Source organism: Ferrovibrio sp. (assembly GCF_964218355.1).
In the GTDB taxonomy this organism is placed as follows: domain Bacteria; phylum Pseudomonadota; class Alphaproteobacteria; order Ferrovibrionales; family Ferrovibrionaceae; genus Ferrovibrio.
In genome coordinates, this window is record NZ_CAXPMC010000016.1 from 424,205 (window position 1) to 450,570 (window position 26,366).

The window sequence follows — 26,366 nt, forward strand, 5'->3', positions numbered from 1 at the left end:
TCGGTTGCCGGGCCAGAATGGCGGGAAAGACGGCAAACGAAAAGGGCCGGGATTAACTCCCGGCCCTTCGCATCCTGCCGGATGGCAGGGGGTGGTTACTCGGCCTGTGCCGCCTCGTCGGCGACCTCGCCCTTCTTCAGCGACAGGTCCTCGCCGGTCTCCTGGTCGACGACCTTCATGGAGAGGCGGACCTTGCCGCGTTCGTCGATACCCAGCACCTTGACGCGCACTTCCTGGCCTTCCGAGACCACATCGCTCGGCTTGTTGACGCGCTTGGACGCCATCTCCGAGACATGCACGAGGCCGTCGCGGCTGCCGAAGAAATTCACGAAGGCGCCGAAATCGACGATCTTCACGACCTTGCCCTTGTAGATCACGCCGACCTCGGGCTCCGAGACGATCGACTTGATCCACTGCACGGCGGCCTCGGTCGCGGCATTGTCGGACGAGGCGATCTTGATCGTGCCATCGTCCTCGATGTCGATCTTGGTGCCGGTCTTCTCGACGATCTCGCGGATCACCTTGCCGCCGGAGCCGATCACTTCGCGGATCTTGTCCTTCGGCACGTTCATGGTGGTGATGCGCGGTGCGTTTTCCTTCACGCCCGAACGGTTCTGCGAAATCGCCTTGGCCATCTCGCCGAGGATGTGCATGCGGCCGTCCTTGGCCTGGCCAAGGGCGACTCGCATGATTTCCTCGGTGATGCCGGCGATCTTGATGTCCATCTGCAGCGAGGTGACGCCCTCGGCAGTACCGGCCACCTTGAAGTCCATGTCGCCGAGATGATCCTCGTCGCCGAGGATGTCGGACAGCACGGCAAAGCGCTCGCCTTCGAGAATCAGGCCCATGGCGATACCCGCCACCGGCGCCTTCAGCGGCACACCGGCATCCATCAGCGCCAGCGAGCTGCCGCAGACAGTGGCCATCGAGGAGGAGCCGTTCGACTCGGTGATCTCCGAGACGACGCGGATCGTGTAGGGGAATTCCTCCTTCGCCGGCAGCAGCGGCCGCACCGCACGCCAGGCCAGCTTGCCGTGACCGATTTCGCGGCGGCCCGGCGAACCCATGCGGCCGGCTTCACCGACCGAATAGGGCGGGAAGTTGTAATGCAGCATGAAGCTTTCGCGGTATTCGCCATCGAGCGCATCGATGATCTGCTCGTCGGTGCCGGTGCCCAGCGTGGTGACCACCAGCGCCTGGGTTTCGCCGCGGGTGAACAGCGCGGCGCCATGGGCGCGCGGCAGCACGCCGATCTCGGCAACGATCGGGCGCACCGTCTTGGTGTCGCGGCCATCGATACGCAGGCCGGTATCCAGGATGTTGAAGCGAACGACCTGGGCCTCGAGATGCTTGAAGGCATCCGAGACATCGACCGGGTTGGCCTCGCCCTCGGCGAACAGCGCCCTGGCCTTGGCCTTCACTTCGCCGACCTTGGCGTAACGGGCCTGCTTGACCTTCTCTTCGTAGGCAACCCGCAGTTCGGCCTCGATGCCCGAATCCTGCAGCTTCTTCAGCGCGGCCTCGAAACCGGTCCGCTCGGCCAGCGGCATCGCATCCTTGGCGGCACGCTCGGCCAGGCCGATGATCGCCTCGATGACCGGCTGGAAGCCCTTGTGGCCGAACATCACGGCACCCAGCATGATGTCTTCCGGCAGCTGCTGCGCTTCCGACTCGACCATGAGGACGGCATCGGTGGTGCCGGCGACGACGAGGTCGAGCTTGTTGCCCTCGGCCATCTGCGACTTGGTCGGATTCAGCACATACTGGCCGTCGATATAGGCGACGCGGGCGGCGCCGATCGGACCCATGAACGGGATGCCCGAGATGGTGAGCGCGGCCGAGGCGCCGACCATCGCGACGATATCGGGATCGTTCTCGAGATCATGCGACAGCACGGTGGCGACGACCTGGGTCTCGTTGCGGAAACCCTCGGCGAAAAGCGGGCGGATCGGACGGTCGATCAGGCGCGAGGTCAGGGTTTCCTTCTCGCTCGGACGGCCCTCACGCTTGAAGAAGCCGCCGGGGATCTTGCCCGCGGCGAAGGTCTTCTCCTGGTAATTCACGGTGAGCGGGAAAAAATCGACGCCGGGCTTCGGCGACTTCGCCGCCACGGCGGTGCACAGCACGATGGTATCGCCATAGGTCACCATCACGGCGCCATCGGCCTGGCGGGCAACCTTGCCCGTCTCGATGACGAGCTTGCGCCCGCCCCACATCAGTTCGGTCTTGTGGATATTGAACATATCTACCTTCTTCCTTCTGAGGCGCCGCCGTCCCTGACGGACGGCACCCGGCGGGACGGCGCCCATCGCCCCCCGCCCGGCCGCATCAGCCTTGCATCAGCTGCGTGCGGCGAACCGGCCGCCGGGCCCATCCCGGTGGTGGCCGGCCTGATCCGGGCCGATCATAAAGCCGACGCCCGCCTCCGCTGCCGCCTTGCTGGAAGGACGGAAGGGATGACGGGCGTCGATGGTCGTGTCCGGATGACGGCCGCTGGCGGTTCTGTACGCGCGAGCGGCCATGTCCCTTACTTGCGCAGACCCAGGCGCTGGATCAGGGCGTCGTAACGCGGTGCATCGTTGCGCTTCAGATAGTCGAGCAGGCTGCGACGCTTGCTCACCATCATCAGCAGGCCGCGGCGCGAATGCACGTCCTTCTTGTGGGTCTTGAAATGCTCGGTGAGATTGTTGATGCGCTCGGTGAGCAGGGCCACCTGGATTTCCGGCGAACCGGTATCACCCTTCTTGGTGGCATATTCGGAAACCAGCGCGGTCTTGCGCTCGGCGGTAATCGACATATCGGTTATCTCCGCGACATCACAGATTGAACAAACGCAGCGGGCGGATCTCGTCGGCGATACGCTCGGCGAGGCCGACGGCCCTGCCGTCGGCTTTCACCAGGAGCTGTCCTTCCGGCGGGAGTCCGGGACCCGCGAGCGCGATCCGTATCGGCTGGCCATGCCTGAGGCGTTCGGCCTGCGGGCCGGTCACAACCAGGGCCGGGATGTCGTCCAGCGCGGTTTCAACCGGCAACAGATACGCGTGCGCGGCGTCCTTTTGGCACAGTTCCGCCAGTGAATCCAGCGAAAACGCCCGGGATTCGTCGAACCGGCCGACCCGGGTCCGGCGCAGGGCGGTCACATGCCCGCAGCTGCCCAGCGCCTGGCCGAAATCCCGAGCCAGGGCACGCACATAGGCGCCTTTTCCGCAATCCACCTCGAAGACGGCATGGTCCGCATCCGGCATATCCAGCAGGGCCAGCCGGTCGATCCGGATCGGCCGGGGGGCCAAGTCCGGCATATCCCCGGCCCGGGCCATGTCATAGGCGCGCCGGCCCTCGACCTTCAGGGCGGAATAGGCCGGCGGGGTCTGCAGGATCTCGCCCTCGAAGCCGGGCAGCATGGCCAGGATCGCCGCCCGGTCCGGCCGGACCGGGGAGGTGCAGGTGACCGCCCCCTCGGCGTCGTCGGTGGCGGTGGCCTCGCCCCAGCGGACGGTGAAACGGTAGGTCTTGCCGGCCCCCATGGCCCAGGCGACCGTCTTGGTCGCCTCGCCGAGCGCGATCGGCAGGATGCCGGATGCCAGCGGATCGAGCGTGCCGCCGTGGCCGGCCTTGGCGGCATCGGTCAGCCGGCGCACCTTGCCGACGCATTGCGTGGAGGTCAGGCCCAGCGGCTTGTCGAGGATGACCCAGCCATGGACCGGCCGGCCGCGGCGGCTGCGGCTCATTCCTCGCCGGATCCGTCTTTCTGCAGGTCTGCCTGCACCGCCGGCTGCTGCAGCAGGCGGGTGACGCGGGCGGCCTCGTCGAAACTGTGGTCGAGCTTGAAGCTGAATTGCGGCGCCACGCGCAGGTTGATCTGCTTGACGGCTTCCGTGCGGATATAGGCCTGCGCGCGGTTGAGGCCGGCAATGATCCTGGCGGCATCCTTGCCGGCCAGCGGCATGACGAAAGCCGTGGCCGCCTTCAGGTCGGGACTGATCCGCACCTCGGTGACGGTGACCACGAGATCGGCCAGGTCCGGATCGCGGAAATGGCCGTTGCGCAGCACGTCCGACAGGATATGGCGCAGTTCCTCGCCGACCCGCAGCTGGCGCTGGCTGCGCCCGCCGGGCAATTGATCACGGCTGCCGCCGCCGCGCTTGCGCTGCGCCATCAGGCCCTGCTCCCCGGGTGGACGCGCGGGCTTACAGCTCGCGCGCCACGCTTTCGAGTTCGAAACACTCGATCACGTCGCCCTGCTTGATGTCGTCGTAATTCTCGAACGACATGCCGCAATCCATGCCCTGCTTGACCTCGCGGACATCGTCCTTGAAGCGCTTCAGGGTGGACAGCGCGCCCTCGTGGATCACCACGTTGTCGCGCAGCAGGCGGACCTTGGCGCCGCGCTTGACCAGGCCTTCGGTGACCATGCAGCCGGCAACCTTGCCGACCTTTGTGATGTTGAAGACCTCGCGGATTTCCGCATAGCCGAGGAAGTTCTCGCGGATGGTCGGCGCCAGCATGCCGCTGAGCAGCGCCTTCAGGTCGTCGAGCACGTTGTAGATGATCGAGTAGTAGCGGATGTCGACGCCGTCGCGCTCGGCCAGGTCGCGGGCCTGCTTGGAGGCACGGACGTTGAAGCCGATGATGGCGCCGCCCGAAGCGGCCGCCAGGGCCACGTCGGATTCGCTGATCGCACCGACCGCGCCATGCAGCACACGCACCGCCACCTCTTCGGTGGACAGCTTCTGCGCCGAACCGAGGATCGCCTCCAGCGAGCCCTGCACGTCGGTCTTGACGACGATCGGCAGTTCCTTGGCCTCGCCGGCCTTGATCTTGGAGAACATCTGCTCGAGCGAACCGCGCGCCGAGATGGCGGCCTTGGCCTCGCGCTGCTTGCGCTCGCGGAACTCGGCGACCTCGCGGGCCCGGCTTTCATTCTCGACCACGACGAATTCGTCGCCGGCCTCCGGGCTGCCCTGCAGGCCGAGCACCTCCACCGGCACCGAAGGACCGGCATCGACCACATTCTTGCCCTTGTCGTCGATCAGGGCGCGCACGCGGCCCCAGGCGCTGCCGGCCACGAAAACATCGCCGACATGCAGGGTGCCGCGCTGGACCAGCACGGTGGCAACCGAACCGCGGCCACGTTCCAGCTTGGCCTCGACCACCACGCCCTCGGCGCGGCGTTCCGGATTGGCCTTGAGGTCAAGGATTTCAGACTGCAGCAGGATGGCTTCCTCGAGCTCGTCCAGACCCTTGCGGGTCTTGGCGGAAACCTCGATCGACTGCACGTCGCCGCCCATCTGTTCGACCACGATCTCGTGGCTGAGCAGTTCCTGCCGCACCTTCTGCGGATTGGCCTGCGGCTTGTCGCACTTGTTGATGGCCACCACGATCGGCACGCCGGCGGCCTTCGAATGGTGGATCGCCTCGATGGTCTGCGGCATCACGCTGTCGTCGGCAGCCACGACCAGCACGACGATGTCGGTGGCCTTGGCGCCGCGCGCGCGCATCTGGGTGAATGCCTCGTGGCCCGGCGTGTCGAGGAAAGTGATCGCCTTGCCCGATTTCAGGTGCACCTGGTAGGCGCCGATATGCTGGGTGATGCCGCCGGCCTCGCCGCCGGCCACGTCGGTCTGGCGCAGGCTGTCGAGCAGTGAGGTCTTGCCGTGGTCGACATGGCCCATGACGGTGACGACAGGAGGACGCGGCAGCAGTGCTTCCTCGGCATCCGCCTCGCCGCCGAGGCCGAGCTCGATATCCGCTTCGGAAACGCGCTGGATGCGGTGGCCGAACTCGCCGACCACCAGCTCGGCGGTATCGGCATCGATGGTCTGGTTGATGGTCGCCATCACGCCCATCTTCATCAGCACCTTGACGACGTCGACGCCGCGCTCGGCCATGCGGCTGGCCAGCTCCTGCACGGTGATGGTTTCGGGAACGACGACGTCGCGCAACACTTTCTTCTGCTCCGATCCGTCGTTCTGGTGATGCATGCGCTTTTCGCGCTCGATGCGGCGGCGGAACGAGGCCACCGAGCGCACACGCTCGTTTTCGTCCAGCGCCTTGCTGACGCTGAGTTTGCCGCGGCGGCGTTCGCCGGCATCGCGGGTGGTGCGCGGGGCCGGCTTGGCCGGGGTCGCCTTGGCTCCGGCGCCGCGGCGGCGCGCGGCGCCGTCATCGTCATCATCGACGGCACGGCCGCCCGGCGCGCCGGGCGAGGCCTCGCTGCCGGCGGTTTCCGGCGCATTCAGGCGGCGGGCCGCCTCGGCCTCGGCCTTCTTGCGGGCTTCATCCTCGGCCTTCTTGCGGGCTTCCTCCTCGGCCTGGCGGCGCATTGCCGCCTCGCGTTCGGCATGGGCCTTAGACAAATCTTCCTGGCGGCGGCGCAGATCGTCCTCGGCGGCGCGGCGCATTTCGGCAAAGCGGCTGCGCAGGTCGGCATCGCGGTTGCGCGCCTGCTTTTCCTCTTCCGACATCGGCTTCAGCACCATGCCGGTCGGGCGCTGCTGGCGCTGGGCTGCACGATCGGGGCGTTCGGCACGGCCGCCACCCGGGCGGACATCGCCGGTCGGGCGCGCGGTCATGCGCGGGCCCTGGCGCGGGCCGGCATCGGCGGCCGGTGCGGCCGGGGCTGCCGCTTCGGCAGCCGGCTCTGCGGCGGCCGGCCTCGCCTCGGCAGCGGCCGGCTTGCGGGCCGGCGCCTCGGCCGGCTCGGCGGCGCGCTGGGCGGCGGCCTCGGCCGCGCGGGCGGCATCGTGTTCGGCGATCTTCTCGGCAACCGACTGGACATGCACCGTCGGCGCCGGTCCGGCGGCCTTCGGGGCGGCTGGCGGCTCGGACGGTGCCGCCGCGGCGGCACCCTTGCTGCCCGGCGGGACGATGGTGCGCTTCTTGCGCACCTCGACGGTGACGGCCTTGGTCCGGCCGTGGCTGAAGCTCTGGCGGACCTGTCCGGTCTCGACAGTCTTCTTCAGCTCAAGCCGCTTGGGCCGCGCCGCCGTCTTGTCCTTGTCCTGCTCGTTCACGTCGCTCATTACCTGGTCCGCTTCCGCCTGCCGCATCACTTCTCTACTCGCCACCGCCCGTCATCGGGCGGTGCCTGCGGGGTCACGCACTTGGCACTGCGCAGCCCCACCCGTCAACTACCGGCCGTCATCTTCCGGCCCCAGCGCCGCCAGCAGCGCAAGATCCGCTGCCAGCCGGCGGGTGAGCGGCGTGTGCCGCAGCACCAGCTGTCCTTCGCCGATGCCCTCCGCCGCCACGGACAGGACATCCGCCCTGCCGGCCGCGGCCGCATCGGCCAGTACCAGCCCGGCACGCCGGGCCTTTGCCACCTGTGCCGCCGCATGGGCGGCCCAGGCCCTGCGGGTGCGCATGGCCAGATCCCCGGCCACCTGCACCCTGCATCTGGCACCGCGGGCAAACAGGCCCTTGGCCGCCGCAGCTGCCACCGCATCCGGTGCCGGCGCCAGCCACAGCCCGCGCCCCGGCATCCGCCGTGCCGGGTCCGGCACCACCGCGCCCGCCGCATCGACGGCAAACCGCAGCAGCCGGTCCGGCCGGGTCCGCTGGCCGGTCAACAGGCACCGGCGGCGCGGACCCGTCGGGGCGTCAGGCATCCGCCTGGTCGCCCTCCTGCACGTCCTTTTCATCCTCATCGGCGAACCAGTGCTTGCGGGCCGCCATGATGATGGTATTCGCATCCTCGTCGGACAATTCCCCGCCGACGATTTCCTGCAGTTCGTCAGCCGCCAGATCGCCGAGATCGTCGAGGGTCTTGACCCCCTTCTCGCCCAGCGCGACCAGCATGGCCGGCGTCACGCCCTCGACGGCGGCAACGTCATCGCCGACGCCCAGCGCCTGGCGCTTCTCTTCCAGCTCCTGGTTGCGCTTGTCGATATATTCGAGGGCGCGCTCCTGCAGCTCCTGCGCCACTTCGGCATCGAAGCCCTCGATCTCGGTCAGCTCCTCGAGCGGCAGATAGGCCAGTTCCTCGACCTTGGTGAAGCCTTCGGTGACCAGCAGCTGGGCCAGGGTCTCGTCGACATCCAGCGTATCGATGAACAGCTGGCTGCGCTCGCGGAATTCCTTCTGGCGACGCTCGCTCTCTTCTTCCTCGGTCAGGATGTCGATATCGAAGCCGGTTAGCTGCGAGGCGAGCCGCACATTCTGGCCGCGGCGGCCGATGGCCAGCGACAGCTGGTCGGTCGGCACGACGACCTCCACCGAATTGGTTTCCTCGTCCAGCACCACCTTGGCGACTTCCGCCGGCGCCAGCGCGTTGACGATGAAGGTGGCCGGATCGGGCGACCACTTGATGATGTCGATCTTCTCGCCCTGCAGCTCGTTGACCACCGCCTGGACGCGGCTGCCCCGCATGCCGACGCAGGCGCCGACCGGATCGATCGAATTGTCGTTCGAGAGAACGGCGATCTTGGCGCGGCTGCCCGGATCGCGGGCAACGGCCCGGATCTCGATGATGCCGTCATAGACTTCCGGCACTTCCTGGGCGAACAGCTTGGCCATGAACTGCGGATGCGAGCGCGACAGGAAAATCTGCGGCCCGCGCGGCTCGCGGCGGACGTCGTAGATATAGGCCCGGGCACGGTCGCCCTGGCGGAAGGTCTCGCGCGGCAGCAGCTCGTCGCGGCGCACGATCGCCTCGGCGCGGCCGAGGTCGATGGTCACGTTGCCGTATTCGACGCGCTTGACCAGGCCGTTGACGATCTCGCCGATGCGGTCCTTGTACTCGTTATACTGCCGCTCGCGCTCGGCCTCGCGCACCTTCTGCACGATCACCTGCTTGGCGGTCTGCGCGGCGATGCGGCCGAAATCGATCGGCGGCAGCGGCTCGGCGATCACGTCGCCGACCTGGGCGTCCGGATTGCGGCGCTGCGCCTCGATGATGCCGATCTCGATGGCGTCGTTCTCGATCTTGTCGACCACCTGCAGATGCCGTTCGAGCCGGATTTCGCCGGTCTTGCGGTCGATCTCGGCATGGATGTCGTTCTCGAGGCCATAGCGCGAGCGCGCCGCCTTCTGGATCGCGTCTTCCATCGCCATCAGCACGACATCGCGCTCGATCGCCTTCTCGCGGGCGACGACATCGGCTACCTGCAGCAGCTCGAGCCGGTTGAAACTGGTTACGGTTTCCATCGATCCTGTTCCTCGAACCCGTTAACTGGACTGGTCTTATTCGGCAGCGGCATCGCCGCCCATGGTTGCACCCTGCGCCACGCCATCCTTGCCGGCCCGTGCCGCGGCGCTGGCCGCGATCAGGTCGTCGGTCAGCACCAGCTTGGCGGAGGCGATCTCGGCCAGCGGCAGCCGGAATTCGGCAGCGGTTTCCTCGTCGCGCAGCACGACCTCGCTGCCGGTCGCCTCGACGATGCGGCCCTGGAAACGCTTGCGGCCATCGAGCGGCCGGCCCAGTTCCGCCTTGGCGGCGAACCCCCTGAAGCGCGCGAAATCCGCCGGCTTCAGCAGCGGCCGGTCGAGCCCCGGCGAAGAGACTTCCAGCCGGTAGGCGCCGGCAATCGGATCTTCCACATCAAGGATGGCGCTGACCGCGCGGCTGACATCGGCGCAGTCGTCGACAGTGACGCCACCGTCATGGGGGGCGCCGCCGCTGTCGCGCTCGAACATGATCTGCAGGGTCGGCCGCTGGGTGCCGACCAGCTTGACGCGGACGAGCTGGAAGCCCATCGCGTCCAGCGTCGGCGTGATCATGCCAGCAATCCGGGCCATCGCATCCATGCGTCGGCGAAACTCCTCGTCGGTCTTCAAAAAAAGCCGGTCTGCAGATCAGGCACCGGCCTGGCCCGGCCGGCTTTGCGGCCGTGAAAGCGGTGAAATGAAAAATGGGCCCGCTGGCCCATTCTCACATTCCGATCCGGAACCGGATCAGACCAGCAATGTCGGAGGCTGTTATAGCGGCAAATCCGGGCGATGCAAGAGCTAGTTGGCAGGCCTGGCAGCGGTGCCGGCTTCCTTTCCGCAGTCGCCGGAGCGGCAGGAACAAAAAGCGATCATCCCTCCCTGCAGGGCGGACCTACGACGCCGGGCGATGCACGATCTGGCGGGCGGCCAGCACTGAGGCCAGGCCCAGCGCCAGCCAGAACAGCAGATTCACCACCAGCATCACGGCCGCGCCGTCATCCTCCAGCCCGTTCAGCGGATCGCCCGACGCATCATGGGCGGCCGGGGGCATCTCCGGCCCGGCCCAGTCCGCTCCGGCCCAGTCTGGCACCGGGACCAGCAGCAGCGGCAGCAGCAGCAGGACAACACCGCCCAGCCGGGCCTGCAGGCCGCCCGGTGCCGCCGGGCGCAGCGGAAAGCCGCCGCGCAGCAGCAGCCACAGGCCGATCGCACTGACCACCACCGTCAGCAGCCAGAACAGCAGGGCCGCAGGATCGTGCATGGGCAGTTCGCCCACCGGCAGGTGCGGCAGGGCCAGCCATGGCGCCACCACCGCGGCGGCAAAGCCGCCGGCGCCCCAGACCAGGCCGGTGCGGTAATCCGCCCGCCCCTGCCACAGCAGCAGGATCTGCAGGATCACCGCCGCCATCGCCGCAAGAATCAGATGCTGGAACAGAAAGGCTTCGCGGCCGGGGATGTCGGGCGTGATCGGCGGATCGATGACGGCGCGGGCGATCATCACCGCCAGCGTCGACAGAATCGCCGCCATCATGGCGGCTGCCCCCAGACGGAACGGCATTGTGCCTCCGCGCGTTGCCGGGCTTCACACCCGTTGCAAGCGATAGTAGTGCGGGGTGCGGCCGGCGGCGATGGCTTTCTGCTCGTATTTGCTGGCCGGCCAGTCGGCGGGCCGCCGCAGCCAGTCGGCGCGGCCTTCCGCCAGCCAGGCGAAACGCGGCTCGCCGAGGATACAGCGCAGCATCCAGCGCTGGTAATCCGGCACGTCCGTCGCCAGTCGCAGTTCATGGCCTTGGGGCAGCAGCCGCGCCCAGTCGGCCAGGGTGTCGGGATTGACGATGCGCCGCCACTGGTGGCGCTTCTTCGGCCAGGGATCCGGGAACAGCACATAGCCGCCGGCAAGGCTGGCATCGGGCAGGGCCTTCAGCAGCAGCCGGGCATCGTCGGTCAGCACGCGGATATTGTCCGGCCCGCCGGCCGCGACCTTTCCAGCCACGCGGGTGACCAGCTTGGCGACGCCATGCTCGTAGGGCTCGACGCCGATGAAGCCGGTCGTCGGCATCGCTTCCGCCAGCGAGAAGAGATGCGTGCCGTCGCCGAAGCCGACCTCGACGCGGTAGCCGTCTTTCATGGGCGCGGCGAACAGGGAAGCGGGGTCGAGCCCCTGCCCCCCGGGCGGCAGCGTGAAGCTGACGCGCGGCAGCCACTCGGCCATCCGCGATTCACGGGCCGGAGAAAGTTTGCGGCCGCGCCGGCGCCCGTAGATCAGGCGCCGCGACGCGGCCGCGGGGTCAAGCGGCGTGTCGCCCACGCTTACCGCACGTTGAAGGCCGATTTCAGGTCCTTGACCAGATCGGTCTTCTCCCACGAGAAGCCGCCGTCCTTTTCCGGCTTGCGGCCGAAATGGCCGTAGGCGGCGGTGCGGGCATAGATCGGGCGGTTCAGCTTCAGATGCTCGCGGATGCCACGCGGGCTGAGGTTCATCAGTTCCTGCAGGATCTTCGAGATCTTGTTCTCGTCCGCCTTGCCGGTGCCGAAGGTATCGACATAGACCGACAGCGGATGCGAGACGCCGATGGCGTAGGACAGCTGGATCAGGCAGCGCGAGGCGAGGCCCGCCGCCACCACGTTCTTGGCCAGGTAACGCGCGGCATAGGCGGCCGAGCGGTCAACCTTGGTCGGGTCCTTGCCCGAGAAGGCGCCGCCGCCATGAGGCGCCGCGCCGCCGTAGGTGTCGACGATGATCTTGCGGCCGGTCAGGCCGGCATCGCCGTCGGGACCGCCGATGACGAAACGGCCGGTCGGGTTGACGTAGAAATGCTCGTCGTCGCACATCCAGCCCTTCGGCAGCGCCTTCAGTACATAGGGCTTCACGATGCGCTTGATGTCGCCGGATTCGAGCTCGCGGCCCTTCTTGTCCTTCAGGGCATGCTGGGTCGAGACGACCACGGCGGTGGCGCCGGTCGGCTTGCCGTTCTTGTAGAGCAGGGTCACCTGGCTCTTGGCGTCGGGCCCGAGCAGAGGCTCCTTGCCGCTGTGGCGCGCATCGGCCATCAGCTTGAGGATGTTGTGCGACAGCTGGATCGCCGCCGGCATCAGTTCCGGCGTGTCGTTGACGGCATAGCCGAACATGATGCCCTGGTCGCCGGCACCCTCGTCCTTGTTGCCGGCAGCATCGACGCCGACCGCGATGTCGGCCGACTGGCCGTGCAGCAGCACATCGACCTTGGCGGTCTTCCAGTGGAAACCGTCCTGCTCGTAGCCGATCTTCTTGACGGCGGCACGGGCCACGTCCTCGATCTTCTTCTTGTTCACCTTGCCCGATTTCGACACCAGGCTCGCCGGGCCGCGCACTTCGCCGGCCAGCACGATGCGGTTGGTGGTGGTTAGGGTTTCGCAGGCGACGCGCGCATAGGGGTCTTCCTTGAGGAAGAGGTCGAGCACGGCATCGGAAATCTGGTCGCAGACCTTGTCGGGATGGCCTTCGGAGACCGATTCACTGGTGAACAGGTAAGAGGAACGCGCCACGTTGGTAACTCCCCACGGCCGCGCCAACCGGCCAGAAGAAGATCAGCCCGCACCGACGCTTGGCGCGCGCCGGGATTGGGTCATCGCGATTTCACACCGAATCGCACGGATTCGCGGCAAAACCGCCCTTGCACAAGGCCCGGTTATTTCGCAGAGCTTGTCCCGGCGGTCAAGCGGAATGGGGCGAAAAGCCCGGTATTCAGGCGACCGGCGCCATTATGCCGCCCTGGTCTCGGTATCGGCATCGGCGGCCTCGGCCATGGCACGGACCAGATCGATCAGCCGGCGCCGCAGGGCAGGGCCGCGGACCAGATGGAAGGCGCGCAGCAGATCGACATCCTCGCGGCCAAAGGCCGGGGCCGGAATCGCGTCCGGCACGGCGGCCTGCAGGGTGGTGCCGTTGCGCGCGATCACCGGCTGGCCTTCCAGGCCCTCGAAGAAATAGGCCGGGGGCACATCGAGGATGGTGGCGAACTGGTACAGGCGGCTGGCGCCGATCCGGTTGGCTCCCTTTTCGTATTTCTGGATCTGCTGGAATGTCAGGCCGACAATCTGACCAAGCCTGTCCTGGCTCATACCGACCAGGGCGCGACGCAGTTTGAGCCGGTTGCCGACATGGACATCGACCGGGTTCTTGGGCAAAGCAGACAATCCTTTTTACACACGGCCGGCGGCGAGAAGCACGGCCGGAACGGAACAAGACGGGCGGTCTGGGCAGGCTGGGCGGCAGCTGCCGCGACAGGCAACTCTAGGGCGGGGCCGCGGACATGGTCAATGCTTGATCCGTCTACGTCGGATCATCGCCGCCACAAGCGTCGCGAGCACAGCGGCTGCAACCGCAGGCCCATCGCCCCAGACCGCAAAGAGCGGCGCGGCAATCGCTGCCGGCAGCGGCCCGTCGACCGTGCCGGTCGCATCGAGGCCGAGACTGGCGATCACGCGGCCATAGGGATCGACGATGGCGCTGATCCCGTTATTGGCCGCGCGCACCAGCGGCAGTCCCTGCTCGACGGCACGCATCCGTGCCGAGGCGAAATGCTGGTAGGGGCCGGAGGAATGCCCGAACCAGGCATCGTTGGTGATGTTCAGCAGCAGGCCGGGCCGCAGCGCCCCGGCGCCGGCGATCTCGGCGGGGAAGATCGCCTCGTAGCAGATCAGCGGCCGCGCCGGCGGCAATCCGTCGAGCAGCAGCGGCGCCGCGCTTTCGCCGGCGGTGAAGTCGACGCTGCCGGCAGCCAGCGCGTCGAGGCCCAGCGGATGCAGCCAGCGGCGCAGGGGCAGGTATTCGCCGAACGGCACCAGATGCAGCTTGTCATAATAATTCGCGACATTGCCGGCACCGTTCAGCGCGAACAGGCTGTTGTAGACGATCATGCCGCCATCGTCGCCGAAACGGCGGCGGATCGCGCCGGCCACCAGCGCCCCCTGCGGCGGCACCAGCTGTGCCAGCGCCTGGCGCAGGGCGCCGGCCTCGTCGATCAGATAGGGGATCGCGGTCTCGGACCAGACGATATGGGTCGGCGGAACGGCCGCCGGCCGGCGGCTCAGCGCGATCTGCTGCTCGAGATGCTTCTGCCGTAATTCCGGCTGCCATTTCAGGGTCTGCGCGATGCTCGGCTGCACCAGCCGCAACTGCACACCGTCGACAAACCGTTCCGGCGCCTGGACGAGCCGCAGCTGGCCGGCCAGCACCACCAGAGCGAAACCGGCCGGCAGCAGCAGGGCGGCCAGCCGGGCGCGGCGGCCGCTGCCGGGCCGCAGCGCCAGCGCCAGACCGGCAGCGGCCAGGAAGGTCAGCGCCCCGAGGCCATGGCTGCCGACCAGTGCGGCAGCCTGCATCGCCGGCGGATGATCGGCCCAGACATAGCCCAGCAGATTCCACGGGAAGCCGGTCAGCACGAAACCGCGCAGCCACTCGCCGAACGTCCAGCCGGCTGCGGCCAGCACCAGACTCCAGGCGCCACCGCCGCCCAGGCGGCGCGCCAGCCACAATCCGCCGGCCGGAAAGGCAGCCAGCAGCAGCGGCAGCCCCAGCACCGGCAGCGGCGACAGCCAGGCGAACTGCGCCGCATCGACGAAGAAGGCGATGCCGATCCAGTACAGCCCGGCCACGAAATAGCCATAGGCGAAGACATAGACCGTCAGTCCATGGCGCCAGCCGTTCCCGGCCGCCTCGCCCAGCAGCAGCAGCAGAGGCAGCGCAACGAAAGCCAGCGGCCACAGATAGAGCGGCGCCTGGGCAGCGGCCAGCAGGACGCCGAGCAGGAGGGCGAATCCGCAGCGCCGCCAGCCGGTCAGCGCCTGCAGGCGGCGGATCGTCGCGTCGATGCGGGCCATGTCAGGGTCGCGGCAGTTTACGCGGCATCGGCACTGGGCTGCGGCCGGCGCACATGGATGCGCACCCGCTTGATCCGTCGCGGATCGGCATCCAGCACCTCGAAAGACAGGCCGGCCGGATGCTCGACCAGTTCACCGCGATGCGGCACCCGGCCGATATGCGCGACGATCAGCCCGCCCACCGTATCCACATCCTCGCCGTCTTCGGGGTCGATCAGGTGGCGGCCGAGCTTTTCTTCCAGATCCTCGACCGGGCAGCGGCCATGGGCCTCGAACAGGTTTTCACCCCGTTCGAGCAGCAGCGGCCCTTCCGTCTCGTCATGTTCGTCATCGATCTCGCCGACGATCTGCTCGACCAGGTCCTCGATGGTGACGAGGCCGTCGACGCCGCCATACTCGTCGACGATGATCGCCATATGGGTGCGGGTGTCGCGCATCTCGCGCAGCAGGTCCAGCACCGATTTCGATGGCGGCACCACCAGCAGCTTGCGCAGCACCTTGGCCATCTCGAAGCCTTCGCGTCCGGCCAGGTAGGGCAGCACGTCGCGCACATGCACCATGCCGATCACGTCGTCCAGCGTGTCGCGAAAGACCGGCAGGCGCGAATGCTCGGCCTCGATCAGCCGGGCGACCAGGTCGGCGAAGGCAATGTCCTGCGGCACGGCAATGATGTCGGTGCGCGGCACCCGGATTTCGCCGACCCTGAGCTCGGTGACTTCCAGCACGTTGCGCAGCAGGGCGCGCTCGGCGCTCTCCTCCGGCGTGCCGTCCTCGCCGGCATGCTCCTCCAGCAGCTCCTCGATGCTGTCGCGCAGCGATTCCTCCGGGCCGCGCCCGCGCAGCAGGCCGGTCAGGCGGCGCCACAGGCTGCCGCCATGCCCATTGCCATTCGTTTCGCGCGGCTCGCTCATGCCGCCCGCTTCCGTTTCGCAACCACTTTCGCACTCGTCCTGTTCACGGTCTTCTTTACGGTTTTCTTTACGGTCTTCTTTACGGTTTCTTTACGGCGGCCTTCGCCGCCTTGCGTTTCGCCGGCAGCCGGTAGGGATCGGCAATGCCGAGCCCGGCGAGGATGTCCACCTCGCGCGGCTCCATTGCGGCGGCCTCGTCGGCCGTCATGTGATCATAGCCCAGCAGGTGCAGCGCGCCATGCACGGCCAGATGCGCCACATGATCGGCCAGGCTCTTGCCCTGCGCCTTCGCCTCGCGCGCGCAGGTCGCCAGACCCAGGGCGATGTCGCCGAGATAGGGCGGCGGGTGTTCCGGATCGACCGCGGCCTCTGCCGGGAAAGACAGCACGTTGGTCGGTTTGTCCTTCTCGCGCCAGCCGGCATTCAGCTTGCGCATCTCGGCATCGTCGGTCAGCAGGATGCTGAGCGCGGTGCGGCAGCCGGCCGGCAGTTCGGCGGCCAGCGCGGCCGTCACCGCCCTGCGGATCGCCGCCGCCGGCCCGGGCAGCGCCGCACGCCAGGCGGCGGCGGCAATGCGGATGTCGATCTCCGCGCTGACGGCGCGGGAGCGGCTTCGGCGGGAACGGGTACTGGGTCCGGGGTCGTCGGGCATGGGGCGTCCGTCGCTCAGCGCCGCGGCGGCCGGCCGTTGGCATCCGGCCGGCCAAGGCCGAGTTCCTGCTCGTGCTGGGCATAGGCGCGCACGATCTTGGTGACCAGCGGATGCCGCACCACATCGGCCTCGCCGAAGCGCACGAAGGAAATGCCCTCGGTGCCGTCGAGGATGTCCAGCGCATGGCGCAGGCCCGAAGGCACGCCGATCGGCAGGTCGATCTGCGACAGGTCGCCTGTTACTGCCAGCCGCGAGTTTTCACCCAGGCGCGTCAGCAGCATTTTCATCTGCACCGGCGAGGTATTCTGCGATTCATCGAGGATGACGAAGGCATTCGCCAGCGTACGGCCGCGCATGAAGGCCAGCGGCGCCACCTCGATCTCGCCGCTTTCGAGGCCCTTGGCGACCCGCTCGGCCGGCAGCATGTCGTAGAGCGCGTCATACAGCGGCCGCAGATAGGGATCGATCTTCTCGCGCATGTCGCCGGGCAGGAAGCCGAGCCGCTCGCCGGCTTCCACCGCCGGCCGCGACAGGATGATGCGGTCGACACGGCCCTCCAGCAGCATGGAGACCGCCATGGCCACCGCCAGATAGGTCTTGCCGGTGCCGGCCGGGCCGAGGCCGAAGACCAGTTCATGCCGGCTGAGCGCCGTCAGGTATTCCTTCTGCACCGGCGAACGCGGAATGATCAGCCGCTTGGTGGTGCGGACGGCGCCTTCCGGCACCGGCCGGTCGCCGCCACCGGCAGCCGTGTTGCGATCGCGCGACTTGGTGATCACCGGAGCGTTCATCGGGCCTCCCTGTGCTGCATCCTCGGCAAGCGCCATGCGGATGGCGCCGTCGACATCGCCCATCTCGATCATCCGGCCCTGGGCCAGCCGGCCGTAAAGTTCGTTCAGCACCGCCCGCGCGCGCTGCTGCGCGGGCCCGTCGCCGCTGATCATCAGCAGGTTGCCGCGCGGCGTGACGGCAACGTCGAGTTTCTGCTCGATCTGTGCCAGATGGCGGTCATGCTCGCCGGCCAGCAGGGCCAGCAGGCGGTTGTCGTCGAATTCCAGGGTGATCGGCTGGCCGGATGATCCGGCGCCGCGCGCATCGCTCACAGGCTTGAGCCTTTCGATTTCAAGCAGGTCCTTGTGCCGGGCCCGCGTCACGCGGCCTCGCGGCCGTCACCGGCCAGCACAAGCTGTCCGGCAAGGGAACTGGCGGATGCGGCCGTGACCGTCACGGTGGCGGCATCGCCGATGGCGAGGCCGCTGTCGGCGACCACCACCGACTGCATCCAGGGCGAACGGCCGATCAGCTGGCCGGCATGCTTGCCCGGCCGGTCGAACAGCACGTCGATGCGGCGGCCGACCAGCGTCCGGTTGAAGGCCGCCGCCTGCTCCTGCAGCAGCGCCTGCAGGGCATGCAGCCGCTCGGTGGCCACTGCCTCGGGCACCTTGCCGGGCATCAGGCTGCCGGGCGTGCCCGGCCGAGCCGAATAGCGGAAGGAATAGGACGCGGCGAAGCCGATATCGCGTACCAGCTGCAGGGTTGCCTCGAAATCGCGGTCGCTTTCGCCCGGGAAGCCGGTGATGAAATCGGAGCTGAGCGCGATATCGGGCCGTGCGGCGCGCAGCTTTTCGATGATGCGGCGGTAATCGTCGCCGGTATGGCCGCGGTTCATCGCCCTGAGGACCGCATCCGAGCCCGACTGCACCGGCAGATGCAGGAACGGCATCAGCGCCGCGATCTCGCCATGGGCGGCGATCAGGTCGTCGTCCATCTCGCGCGGATGCGAGGTGGTGTAGCGCCAGCGCAGGCCGGGATGCTGCGCACCGTAGCGGTCGTTGAGCGCCCGCAGCAGCCGGCCGAGCGACCAGCTGCCGCCATCCGCCGCCGCGCCATGCCAGGCATTGACGTTCTGGCCCAGCAGCACGATCTCGCGGGCCCCGGCCCCGATCAGGCGGCCGGCCTCGGCGATCACGGCCTCGGCGGGGCGGGAATATTCGGCGCCGCGGGTATAGGGCACGACGCAGAAGGTGCAGAACTTGTCGCAGCCCTCCTGGATCGCCAGCAGGCCGACCGGGCCCGGCGCCGCGGCGGCCTGTTCGGGCAGATGGTCGAATTTCGATTCGACCGGGAAATCCGTGTCCATCACCCCGCTGCCGCGCAGGGCGGGCCCATGGCCGGCCGCCGCCGGCCGGCGGCGGTCCGCCCCCTGCTTCCTTTCCATCCGGGCCAGCAGCTCGGGCAGCCGGTGATAGGCCTGCGGGCCGACCACCAGATCGACAAAGGGGGCGCGGGCCATGATCTCGTCGCCCTCGGCCTGGGCGACGCAGCCGGCGACCGCGATGGTGACGTCGCCGCCGGCGGCGCGGGCCTCGGTCTTGCGGATGCGCCAGTGGCCGAGCTCGGAGAACACCTTCTCGGCGGCCTTCTCGCGGATATGGCAGGTGTTGATGATGACCATGTCGGCATCATCGGGCGTCTCGGTCTTGGCGTATCCCAGCGGGGCCAGCACGTCCGCCATGCGGGCGGAATCGTAGACATTCATCTGGCAGCCGTAGGTCTTGATAAACAGCTTCTTGGCCAAGTCCGTGTTTCAGCGGGGCAAAATGCGATTGGCAGCCGCCCCAGACGCTCCTTGCAAGAGAAACCGACCGGTCTACAACCTACCATCTGGGGCGCCAGAATCAAGCGCCGCAACGCCGCAACGCCACTCCGGTCACGGATTCTTCACAGAAAAATCAGTCACTTAGATGCCACCCGGGAATCCGGCAACCCGCCGGCCGGCCGCCACCGCCGCTGCCGGCGACGGCCATCTGCGGCCCGGCCCGGCCCACTGCAGCCCGTTGCAGCCCGCTGCGGCCAGCAGAAGCCCGTCCGATCCCGGCCTGGCCGGCAAAATCCCGTTCGATCCAAAATATATGGCTGTTTTCCATCATAAAAGCCAATTCGAGCCCAGTCGCACAACCGGGCAGATCTCAGACAGATCCACGATGTCCAACAGCAATCCGGCCATCGCCGGCACGAACATACATAGGAATGAATGGAATATTATGGGGTGGCAAGCATACCGCGTAGCGCCACCAGGAGCCGCGACTCGGCCTCGTGCTCGTCATATTTGAGGCTGAAGGCTTCCTGTTCTGGGGTTTATCGGATTTGCACGCCTGCACCACCCCTTGTAATTCAACGGCTTACAAGAAAATGTTCACGGATTTAGAGTCTGCTATTGCCACTCCCGCATTTCCGCGTACCGTTATGGCACTCTGGTTGCGTAACCGGAGTTGGCTGGGGCCGGGGAGGCCGTTGATTTAGCGGTCGGTGGCCTCCCCACGCCCCAAGTGTAGTGCCGAAAGGAGGTGCGTGGGCATGCAACCCATAATATAATCTCCTTCCGGGCTATGGAGGCGCTAGCAACACCGCCATAGCTCGCAGCCCCGTTGGGGGACCCGAGGGCGGCAGGGAAACCTGCCGCTCTCACCTTTTGCGAAATCCGCACGCGGTTGCGTTCGTTTGCGAATTTCGCAACAAACCTACGCTACATTTTGTATCACGCCAATGATAAATCCAACCGGATTGGAATTGGTTTTATCGTCAGCGGACTCGATCTAGCGGCAGATCGTACCCTTTTTGCTCTCGTCCGTCAAGTTGATATAAAACGCAGTTACATCAGTGACATAATAGAATTTTGCGTCATGACCTAAAGTGTATAATTAGGAATATTGTCAATATCACCCGCGCAGGCAACCGGCACAGGCGATGCGAGAGGAGCGCCCGGATGGCTGGCTGGCGGAAGCTGGCTGACTACCGGACGCTCCGGGGATGAACGGGTTCGCCGGTCAGAGGCCCCATACACAAGACGTTCCGCGCCAGCCGTTTCTTCACCGTAACGGAAAATTTTTATTGCCCCCCTGCAGGCCGGCGCAGGAACCGGGAAGCACCGGCGGTGCCGGATGCCTAGACTGGCGCCATGACCCTGCAGAATCCGCCCCTTCCGCATCCCCCGCTCGATTGGGACCGGCTGGCCGCCGCTCTCGACCGCCATGGCGTCGCCACCACCGGAATCCCGCTGCTGGATGCACAGACCTGCGCCGCGCTGGCGGCCCTGTATGACGCGCCGCCTGATGACGGGGCGTCGCCGTTCCGCAGCCGGGTGGTGATGGCCCGCCACGGCTTCGGCCAGGGCGAGTACCGCTATTTCGCCTATCCCCTGCCCGCCATCGTGCAGGCCCTGCGCACGGCGCTGTATCCGCCGCTGGCCGCCATCGCCGGCCGCTGGGCCGCCGCAGCCGGCAGCCCGCAACGCTGGCCGGCCACACATGCCGAGTATCTGGCGCAATGCCATGCCGCCGGGCAGACGCGGCCGACGCCCCTGCTGCTGCGCTACGGCGAAGGCGACTATAACTGCCTGCACCAGGATCTTTACGGCGAGATGGTCTTCCCGCTGCAGGCGGTGATCCTGCTGTCAGACCCGGCGCGGGACTTCACCGGCGGCGAGCTGGTGCTGACCGAACAGCGGCCGCGCATGCAGTCGCGCGCCGAAGTCGTGCCGCTGCAGCAGGGCGAGGCGGCGATCTTCCCGGTACATCATCGTCCCGTGCAGGGCCGCCCGGTGAAAGGCCGGCGCGGCACCTACCGCGTGACCATGCGCCACGGTGTCAGCCGGCTGCGCAGTGGCAGCCGGCACACGCTGGGCATCATCTTCCACGATGCCGGCTGACGGTCAGTGGCGCAGCGGCGGCAGGCTGCGACGGCCGGGCGGGCGGCCGGCATTGATATCGCTGAGGCCTTCCAGCACCCGCTGGTGACACCAGGCGGCCATGCCCTTGCGCGAGGCGAAGGCGTCCATGGTGACCGGCTGGTGGAATTCCACCACCGCCTCGCTGGGGCCGGCCTTGAGGAACCGCCACAGATGCGGCAGCAGGTCTTCGTCGCCGACCCAGGCAAAGAACCGCATCCAGCGCCGGCCGACCGGCATGTGGTTGAGCCGGCTGTAGCCCAGGCTGACCGGCTGCACCGTCAGCAGGCGACCGCGCACCGGCTGTTCGGCGGCCGCGAAGAAGGCCGACTTGAAATTGTGGATGCGCAGGCCGTCCGACGAGGTGCCTTCCGGGAACAGGATCAGGTTGTCGCCGCTTTCCAGCCGTTCGCGCATCTCGTCGCGGTGCTCGGCCGTGCGGCGGGGGTTGTTGCGCTCGACGAAGACCGTGCGCTGCAGCCGCGCCAGCAGGCCGAAGAACGGCCAGTCGTTGACCTCGTGCTTGGCGATGAAGCTGGCCGGCAGGGCCGCCGAGAGCACGACGATGTCGAGCCACGAGATGTGGTTGCAGACGAACAGCGTCGGCGCGGCGGCGGAAGGCACGCCGACCCGGCGGATCTTCACCCGCAGCAGCCAGGCGAGACTGCGGTGGTAGAAATGCGGCAGCGACCGGCGCAGCGGGCTGCGGGTGCGGATCAGCAGCACCTGCAGCGGAATCAGCAGCAGCGTCCAGACCGTGAAGACGGTCAGGGTCGCAATGGCACGCAGGGTCATGGTCACGGAAATGGCCGACAGGTCAGTCGGCGCCCTTCTTGCCGGGGGCCTTGCCCTTGTCGTCGAGCGGCACGCCGAACAGTTCCAGCCGGTGATCGACCAGCTTGTATCCCAGGCGCGCCGCGATCTTTTCCTGCAGCGCCTCGATCTCGGGATCGTTGAACTCGATGATCTTGCCGCTGCGCGTGTCGATCAGGTGATCGTGGTGCGACTCGGGCATTTCCTCATAGCGGGCGCGCCCGTCGCCGAGATCGAGCCGGCTGAGGATGCCGTTCTCCTCGAACATGCGCACCGTGCGGTAGACGGTGGCAATCGAAATGCGCGGATCGACGGCCGCGGCACGGTGATGCAGCTCTTCCACATCCGGATGGTCGTCGGAAGCACTGAGGACCTGCGCGATCACCCGGCGCTGGTCGGTCATGCGCATGCCGAGCTGTTCACAAAGCTGTTCGAGACGGCTGCTCATGCGCCGAAGCCCTCTTTATTGTTCTTCACGTTGCCCCCGACCGGCAGATTCCGGCGCGGCCCGGCCGCGGTGACCAGCGAGGTAGCGCAACACCACCTGACTGGCAAGCCTTCCGGCTGTTCAGCGGCCGCGGCGCCGGCCCTTGCCCAGACCGATTTTCTTCGCCAGCACCTGCCGTTGCAAGGCATAATTGGGTGCGACCATGGGATAGTCGGCCGGCAGGCCCCAGCGCTCGCGATACTGTTCCGGCGTCATGCTGTAATGACTCATCAGATGCCGTTTGAGCATCTTCAGCTTCTGCCCGTCCTCGAGGCAGATGATGTGTTCCGGCGTGACCGACTTCTTGATCGGCACGGCCGGCTGCGGCTTGTCGGACAGCACCGCCGGCGCCGGCGCGACGCCGTCGAGGCCGGACAGGGTGCCATAGATCTGCCGGATCAGCGCCGGCAGATCCGCCGCCTCGACCTTGTTGTTCGACACATGCGCCGCCACGATCTCGGCGGTCAGGGCGAGCAGTTCGGACTTTTCGGCGGCATCGGCCATGCGGGCGGCTCCCTGCGGGCTGGGCTGGAGTGAACTGGACTGAACCGGGGCTGGATGAACCGCAAGTATATTTGACGGCCGCCCCCAATAAATCCAGCCGCTGCCGCAAAGATTATTCGGTTATCACAGGTTTCGTCAGGAAATGGTGCACTTCAATACCAGTGCATCCCTGCGTTTTACCGTATCGCCCGGGTTTTTTTGTTTGCCGTCATAATAATCGCGGCGGCGGCCGACCTCGGCAAAGCCCGCCGCCGCATAGGCCGCCCGCGCCGCGGTATTATCGTCCGCGACCTCGAGGAAACACTGCCGCGCGCCCCGGCGGCCGGCTTCGGCCAGGCCGGCCTGCAGCAGGGCCCGGGCCACCCCCAGCCGCTGCAGCCGCGGCCGCACCGCCAGCGTGACGATCTCCGCCTCGTCGGCGGCCAGCCGCAGCAGCAGGAAGCCGGCCGGCTGATCGCCGGCGGCCGCCAGCAGCGGCAGTGCGCCGGGCATCGCCAGCAGCCGGCCGATGCTGTCGGCGCTCCAGCCCTGCTCGTCCTGGGCGGTGAAAGCCTCCGCATGCAGAGCAGCCAGCAGCTCCGCCGCTTCCACGCCGCAGGGCCGCACCGTCACGCCGAGCCGCGCCCGCGGCTGCGGCTGCGGCGGCAGGGCGGCATCGGGCGGGCGCACATAGAGCGGCGACGGCGGCTGTGCCGGCACCGGCATCGCCATGGCCAGCCGGGCGACGACCACCGGATCGGGATCGGGCGCGGCCGCGGAAAGGACGAGATCGCCGCGCTGCGGCAGGGCCTCGCGCAGCAAGGCGCCGCCACTGCCGACCAGCAGCAGGTTCCCGTCCGGCAGTCGCGCCGCGGCGGCGGCCACCGGCAGCAGCAGCGGTTCGGTCAGCGGTGCGCCCGGTGGCGACGGCTGCGCATCGAATATCTGCAGATAGACCTCGCCGCGACGGGCATCGATCACGGCGGCGACCGGCAGGCCCGGCATCTGCGCGGCCGCCGCCGCCGCCAGCGCCGCGGTGGTGGTGACGCCGCGCACCGGTTTGCCGGTGGCAAGCCCGAGCGCACGGGCGGTGGCCAGAGCCGTGCGGATGCCGGTGAACGAGCCCGGCCCGATGGTGGCGGCAAAACCGTCGAGGCCGGCAACGGCAAGGCCGGCCGCCGCGCAGGCCTCGTCGAGCACCGGCAGCAGGCGTTCGGCATTGCCGCGGCCGCCCGGCGAGACCACGCGCGCCAGCACGCGGCAGTCACGGCCATCCGCCGCAGCTTCGACGATGGCGGCCGAGCAGGCATTCAGCGCGGTATCGACGGCCAGCAGCTTCACGCCGCACCCCCGCGATGATACGACAGCGGCAGAGCCGTTCCGGAGACCCCATGGCCATGACCCCCGCAGAGGCCGGCCTTGTCGAGATCGCGCCGCCGGATTTTCCGGTGATCCTCGACCTGCGCTATGCCACCGCCGACAACCTGACCGGCGCGCCGGTCTATCGCCGTGCCGCCTGCTATCTCAACGAAGAAGCCGCGGGCCTGCTGCGGCGCGCGGTCACGCTGGCCGCGCAGATGAACCTGCGGCTGCGGCTGTTCGACGGCTTCCGCCCCACCGAGGCGGCCTGGGCCCTGTGGAATCATACCCCCGATCCGGATTTCCTCGCCGATCCGCGCAAGGGCTCGCCGCATTCGCGCGGCGCCGCCATCGACCTCACCCTGGTCGGCAGCGATGGCCGCGATCTCGACATGGGCACGGATTTCGACGCCTTCACGCCGCAGGCCCATCACGGCAACCTCGACATCACGCCGGCGCAGCAGCGCAACCGCGCCCTGCTGCTGGGCATCATGACCAGCGCCGGCTGGGACTTCTATCGCAATGAATGGTGGCATTACCAGCTGTTCAGCCCGCGACGCTTTCCGCTGCTCTCCGATGCCGATGCCGGCACCGCGATGATGTGAATGAGCCCGCCACAGCATGTCTTCATTCAGATAGCCCATGTTCTTTATCCGTCGTTCCCGCCCACGGGTCCGGCCGGAGGCCGGCCCGAGGACAGGCTCCAGCGGGAACCCAGTCGAGCCGACAGTCTGGCCCCCCGCTTTCGCGGGGGCGACGGAAACAGGGGAGAATACCGGCACTAGACCGTCTCGCCGGCGGCCCAGCGCGCCGTGGCCGCCAGCTCGGCCTTGTCCTGCAGCAGGGCGGCGAGCCGGGCGCCGATGATCGGGCCGAACTTGAAGCCGTGGCCGGAGGTGCCGCAGAAGGCGAAGGCGCGCGGCCCCAGCTCGGCCAGCTGGAAACGCTCGTCCCGTTCCACGTCGTAGAAGCAGGTCTTCGCCTGCATCACGCGATATTCCTCCAGCCCGGCGATGCGGTGCCGCGCAGTGTCGAGGATGGCGTCGATCTCGTCCTGGCGCGGCTCGCGGTCGCCGCCGGGATCGGCCTCCGGCCCGAAGCGGTGATCGCCGATCTTCAGCCCGGTGCGCAGGCCGTCGCGGGTCACCCGCGGCGGCACCAGGTAGAAGCCCTTTGCCGCGGCATCGCTGGCGGCGCCGATTTCCAGCAGCATCGGCGCATGATGCCAGGGCATCAGCAGGTCGGGCGGCGGCGCCAGATAGACCACCACCTGGCGGCTCGGCCGCGAGACCGGCGCCAGCTCCGGCAGCAGCCGCCCGGTCCAGGCGCCGGCCGCCACCAGCAGGCGGTCGGCCTCGAGATGCGCACCGTCGGACAGCACTGCCGTTGCGGTGGCGGCATCGAGGCTGCGCAGGGCCGTGCCGGTGAGGAAGGTGACGCCGCGGTCGCGCAGATGCGCGGTCAGCGCGGCGATGATCGATTCGGCGAACAGCAGCCCGCCGGAGGGACAGAAATAGGCTTCCGCGATGCCGGCGCCATCCAGCATCGGCCAGCGGCCGGTGACGGTGGCGGCATCGAAGGCGAGATGCTCGACCTGCTCGGCTTCCAGCACGGCGCGGCTCTGCGCTGCCCAGCCGTCGCCGTCGCCGCTGAGCACCAGCGTGCCGGTCTCGGCATAGAAGCGCGTGCCGAGATCGCGCCACATCGCCTCCCAGGCCTGATAGGCCTCGCGCACCATGCGGGTATAACCGGTCTGCGCGCCATAGGCGTAGCGGATCAGCCGGTGCTGGTCGACCGAACTGGCGAGCGGATTGGGCAACGGCCCCTGCTCGACCAGGGTGACCTCGACATTGTGGCGGCGCAGCGCCCAGGCCGTGGACAGCCCGACGATGCCGCCGCCGATCACCGTCACCTTCATGCGACTGC

General features: G+C 67.9%; 24 protein-coding genes. 2 read left to right on the forward strand and 22 right to left on the reverse strand.

Annotated elements, in window-relative coordinates; genetic code table 11:
• Positions 1-95 precede the first annotated feature (95 nt).
• The 17 genes from pnp to miaB form a co-directional block, all read right to left on the reverse strand.
• Positions 96-2,243 carry a polyribonucleotide nucleotidyltransferase gene (gene pnp, locus ACEQZY_RS11265; RefSeq protein ID WP_370154352.1) on the reverse strand — a complete coding sequence of 716 codons (2,148 nt, stop codon included), beginning with the start codon at positions 2,241-2,243 and terminating at the stop codon, positions 96-98.
• Between the two features lie 284 nt (positions 2,244-2,527).
• A complete protein-coding gene (rpsO, locus tag ACEQZY_RS11270; protein WP_341703096.1) occupies positions 2,528-2,797 on the reverse strand; it encodes a 30S ribosomal protein S15 in 270 nt (89 codons plus the stop codon).
• Between the two features lie 19 nt (positions 2,798-2,816).
• Positions 2,817-3,728, reverse strand: a complete 912-nt coding sequence (gene truB / locus ACEQZY_RS11275; RefSeq protein WP_370154354.1) for a tRNA pseudouridine(55) synthase TruB — start codon at positions 3,726-3,728, stop codon at positions 2,817-2,819.
• Complete coding sequence (gene rbfA, locus ACEQZY_RS11280; protein WP_341703098.1) at positions 3,725-4,156, reverse strand: 30S ribosome-binding factor RbfA; 432 nt, start codon at positions 4,154-4,156, stop codon at positions 3,725-3,727. Before rbfA ends, truB begins: the two co-directional genes overlap by 4 nt.
• 31 nt (positions 4,157-4,187) lie before the next feature.
• Positions 4,188-7,022, reverse strand: a complete 2,835-nt coding sequence (gene infB, locus ACEQZY_RS11285) for a translation initiation factor IF-2 (RefSeq protein WP_370154355.1) — start codon at positions 7,020-7,022, stop codon at positions 4,188-4,190.
• A 108-nt stretch (positions 7,023-7,130) separates the two neighbouring features.
• Positions 7,131-7,568 carry a DUF448 domain-containing protein gene (locus ACEQZY_RS11290; RefSeq protein WP_370154357.1) on the reverse strand — a complete coding sequence of 146 codons (438 nt, stop codon included), beginning with the start codon at positions 7,566-7,568 and terminating at the stop codon, positions 7,131-7,133.
• A 31-nt stretch (positions 7,569-7,599) separates the two neighbouring features.
• Positions 7,600-9,144, reverse strand: coding sequence for a transcription termination factor NusA (gene nusA / locus ACEQZY_RS11295; RefSeq protein WP_341705163.1), 1,545 nt, complete (start codon positions 9,142-9,144; stop codon positions 7,600-7,602).
• Positions 9,145-9,180: 36 nt separating this feature from the next.
• Complete coding sequence (rimP, locus tag ACEQZY_RS11300; protein ID WP_341705162.1) at positions 9,181-9,774, reverse strand: ribosome maturation factor RimP; 594 nt, start codon at positions 9,772-9,774, stop codon at positions 9,181-9,183.
• 265 nt (positions 9,775-10,039) lie between these two features.
• Positions 10,040-10,705: a CbtA family protein gene (locus ACEQZY_RS11305; protein ID WP_370154360.1), complete on the reverse strand. Its 666-nt coding sequence runs from the start codon at positions 10,703-10,705 to the stop codon at positions 10,040-10,042.
• A gap of 24 nt (positions 10,706-10,729) precedes the next feature.
• A complete protein-coding gene (locus ACEQZY_RS11310; RefSeq protein ID WP_341705160.1) occupies positions 10,730-11,359 on the reverse strand; it encodes a tRNA (guanine(46)-N(7))-methyltransferase TrmB in 630 nt (209 codons plus the stop codon).
• Positions 11,360-11,457: 98 nt separating this feature from the next.
• Complete coding sequence (metK, locus tag ACEQZY_RS11315) at positions 11,458-12,672, reverse strand: methionine adenosyltransferase (protein ID WP_341705159.1); 1,215 nt, start codon at positions 12,670-12,672, stop codon at positions 11,458-11,460.
• A gap of 216 nt (positions 12,673-12,888) precedes the next feature.
• Positions 12,889-13,314 (reverse strand): helix-turn-helix domain-containing protein, encoded by a 426-nt coding sequence (locus ACEQZY_RS11320; RefSeq protein WP_370154362.1) that lies wholly within the window; start codon positions 13,312-13,314, stop codon positions 12,889-12,891.
• Positions 13,315-13,443: 129 nt separating this feature from the next.
• Positions 13,444-15,009 (reverse strand): apolipoprotein N-acyltransferase, encoded by a 1,566-nt coding sequence (gene lnt, locus ACEQZY_RS11325; RefSeq protein ID WP_370154365.1) that lies wholly within the window; start codon positions 15,007-15,009, stop codon positions 13,444-13,446.
• Positions 15,010-15,026: 17 nt separating this feature from the next.
• On the reverse strand, positions 15,027-15,920 hold the full coding sequence (locus tag ACEQZY_RS11330; RefSeq protein WP_341705799.1) for a hemolysin family protein: 894 nt from the start codon (positions 15,918-15,920) through the stop codon (positions 15,027-15,029).
• A 79-nt stretch (positions 15,921-15,999) separates the two neighbouring features.
• Entirely contained in the window at positions 16,000-16,572 is a 573-nt protein-coding gene (gene ybeY, locus ACEQZY_RS11335; RefSeq protein ID WP_370154368.1) for an rRNA maturation RNase YbeY, read from the reverse strand.
• A 14-nt stretch (positions 16,573-16,586) separates the two neighbouring features.
• Complete coding sequence (locus tag ACEQZY_RS11340) at positions 16,587-17,675, reverse strand: PhoH family protein (protein ID WP_341705190.1); 1,089 nt, start codon at positions 17,673-17,675, stop codon at positions 16,587-16,589.
• A gap of 47 nt (positions 17,676-17,722) precedes the next feature.
• A complete protein-coding gene (gene miaB, locus ACEQZY_RS11345; RefSeq protein WP_341705189.1) occupies positions 17,723-19,150 on the reverse strand; it encodes a tRNA (N6-isopentenyl adenosine(37)-C2)-methylthiotransferase MiaB in 1,428 nt (475 codons plus the stop codon).
• A gap of 1,380 nt (positions 19,151-20,530) precedes the next feature.
• Between miaB and ACEQZY_RS11350 the strand changes: the two genes are divergently transcribed.
• A complete protein-coding gene (locus ACEQZY_RS11350) occupies positions 20,531-21,280 on the forward strand; it encodes a 2OG-Fe(II) oxygenase (protein WP_370154370.1) in 750 nt (249 codons plus the stop codon).
• Between the two features lie 3 nt (positions 21,281-21,283).
• Here the strand turns inward: ACEQZY_RS11350 and ACEQZY_RS11355 are convergent, their stop codons facing one another.
• The 4 genes from ACEQZY_RS11355 to tsaB form a co-directional block, all read right to left on the reverse strand.
• Positions 21,284-22,093: a lysophospholipid acyltransferase family protein gene (locus ACEQZY_RS11355; protein ID WP_370154446.1), complete on the reverse strand. Its 810-nt coding sequence runs from the start codon at positions 22,091-22,093 to the stop codon at positions 21,284-21,286.
• A 22-nt stretch (positions 22,094-22,115) separates the two neighbouring features.
• Positions 22,116-22,559, reverse strand: coding sequence for a Fur family transcriptional regulator (locus tag ACEQZY_RS11360; RefSeq protein ID WP_341705187.1), 444 nt, complete (start codon positions 22,557-22,559; stop codon positions 22,116-22,118).
• 120 nt (positions 22,560-22,679) lie between these two features.
• Complete coding sequence (locus tag ACEQZY_RS11365; RefSeq protein WP_370154372.1) at positions 22,680-23,102, reverse strand: MucR family transcriptional regulator; 423 nt, start codon at positions 23,100-23,102, stop codon at positions 22,680-22,682.
• A 135-nt stretch (positions 23,103-23,237) separates the two neighbouring features.
• Positions 23,238-24,422: a tRNA (adenosine(37)-N6)-threonylcarbamoyltransferase complex dimerization subunit type 1 TsaB gene (gene tsaB / locus ACEQZY_RS11370; RefSeq protein ID WP_370154374.1), complete on the reverse strand. Its 1,185-nt coding sequence runs from the start codon at positions 24,420-24,422 to the stop codon at positions 23,238-23,240.
• 50 nt (positions 24,423-24,472) lie between these two features.
• Here tsaB and ddpX point away from each other — a divergent pair, with 50 nt between their 5' ends.
• On the forward strand, positions 24,473-25,045 hold the full coding sequence (ddpX, locus tag ACEQZY_RS11375; protein WP_370154377.1) for a D-alanyl-D-alanine dipeptidase: 573 nt from the start codon (positions 24,473-24,475) through the stop codon (positions 25,043-25,045).
• Positions 25,046-25,221: 176 nt separating this feature from the next.
• Here ddpX and ACEQZY_RS11380 read toward each other — a convergent pair whose 3' ends face one another.
• Entirely contained in the window at positions 25,222-26,358 is a 1,137-nt protein-coding gene (locus ACEQZY_RS11380; RefSeq protein ID WP_341705632.1) for an FAD-dependent oxidoreductase, read from the reverse strand.
• Positions 26,359-26,366 lie beyond the last annotated feature (8 nt).

What these genes read in the sequence shown, in the direction of transcription:
- infB (WP_370154355.1), bottom strand. Translation starts at nt 7,022, where the DNA reads ATGAGCGACGTGAACGAGCAGGACAAGGACAAGACGGCGGCGCGGCCC.
- truB (WP_370154354.1), bottom strand. Translation starts at nt 3,728, where the DNA reads ATGAGCCGCAGCCGCCGCGGCCGGCCGGTCCATGGCTGGGTCATCCTC.
- ybeY (WP_370154368.1), bottom strand. Translation starts at nt 16,572, where the DNA reads ATGCCCGACGACCCCGGACCCAGTACCCGTTCCCGCCGAAGCCGCTCC.
- ACEQZY_RS11365 (WP_370154372.1), bottom strand. Translation starts at nt 23,102, where the DNA reads ATGGCCGATGCCGCCGAAAAGTCCGAACTGCTCGCCCTGACCGCCGAG.
- rbfA (WP_341703098.1), bottom strand. Translation starts at nt 4,156, where the DNA reads ATGGCGCAGCGCAAGCGCGGCGGCGGCAGCCGTGATCAATTGCCCGGC.
- ddpX (WP_370154377.1), top strand. Translation starts at nt 24,473, where the DNA reads ATGGCCATGACCCCCGCAGAGGCCGGCCTTGTCGAGATCGCGCCGCCG.
- ACEQZY_RS11305 (WP_370154360.1), bottom strand. Translation starts at nt 10,705, where the DNA reads ATGCCGTTCCGTCTGGGGGCAGCCGCCATGATGGCGGCGATTCTGTCG.
- ACEQZY_RS11310 (WP_341705160.1), bottom strand. Translation starts at nt 11,359, where the DNA reads ATGGCCGAGTGGCTGCCGCGCGTCAGCTTCACGCTGCCGCCCGGGGGG.
- ACEQZY_RS11350 (WP_370154370.1), top strand. Translation starts at nt 20,531, where the DNA reads ATGACCCTGCAGAATCCGCCCCTTCCGCATCCCCCGCTCGATTGGGAC.
- pnp (WP_370154352.1), bottom strand. Translation starts at nt 2,243, where the DNA reads ATGTTCAATATCCACAAGACCGAACTGATGTGGGGCGGGCGCAAGCTC.
- ACEQZY_RS11380 (WP_341705632.1), bottom strand. Translation starts at nt 26,358, where the DNA reads ATGAAGGTGACGGTGATCGGCGGCGGCATCGTCGGGCTGTCCACGGCC.
- ACEQZY_RS11330 (WP_341705799.1), bottom strand. Translation starts at nt 15,920, where the DNA reads ATGAGCGAGCCGCGCGAAACGAATGGCAATGGGCATGGCGGCAGCCTG.
- ACEQZY_RS11355 (WP_370154446.1), bottom strand. Translation starts at nt 22,093, where the DNA reads ATGACCCTGCGTGCCATTGCGACCCTGACCGTCTTCACGGTCTGGACG.
- rpsO (WP_341703096.1), bottom strand. Translation starts at nt 2,797, where the DNA reads ATGTCGATTACCGCCGAGCGCAAGACCGCGCTGGTTTCCGAATATGCC.
- ACEQZY_RS11360 (WP_341705187.1), bottom strand. Translation starts at nt 22,559, where the DNA reads ATGAGCAGCCGTCTCGAACAGCTTTGTGAACAGCTCGGCATGCGCATG.
- nusA (WP_341705163.1), bottom strand. Translation starts at nt 9,144, where the DNA reads ATGGAAACCGTAACCAGTTTCAACCGGCTCGAGCTGCTGCAGGTAGCC.
- lnt (WP_370154365.1), bottom strand. Translation starts at nt 15,009, where the DNA reads ATGGCCCGCATCGACGCGACGATCCGCCGCCTGCAGGCGCTGACCGGC.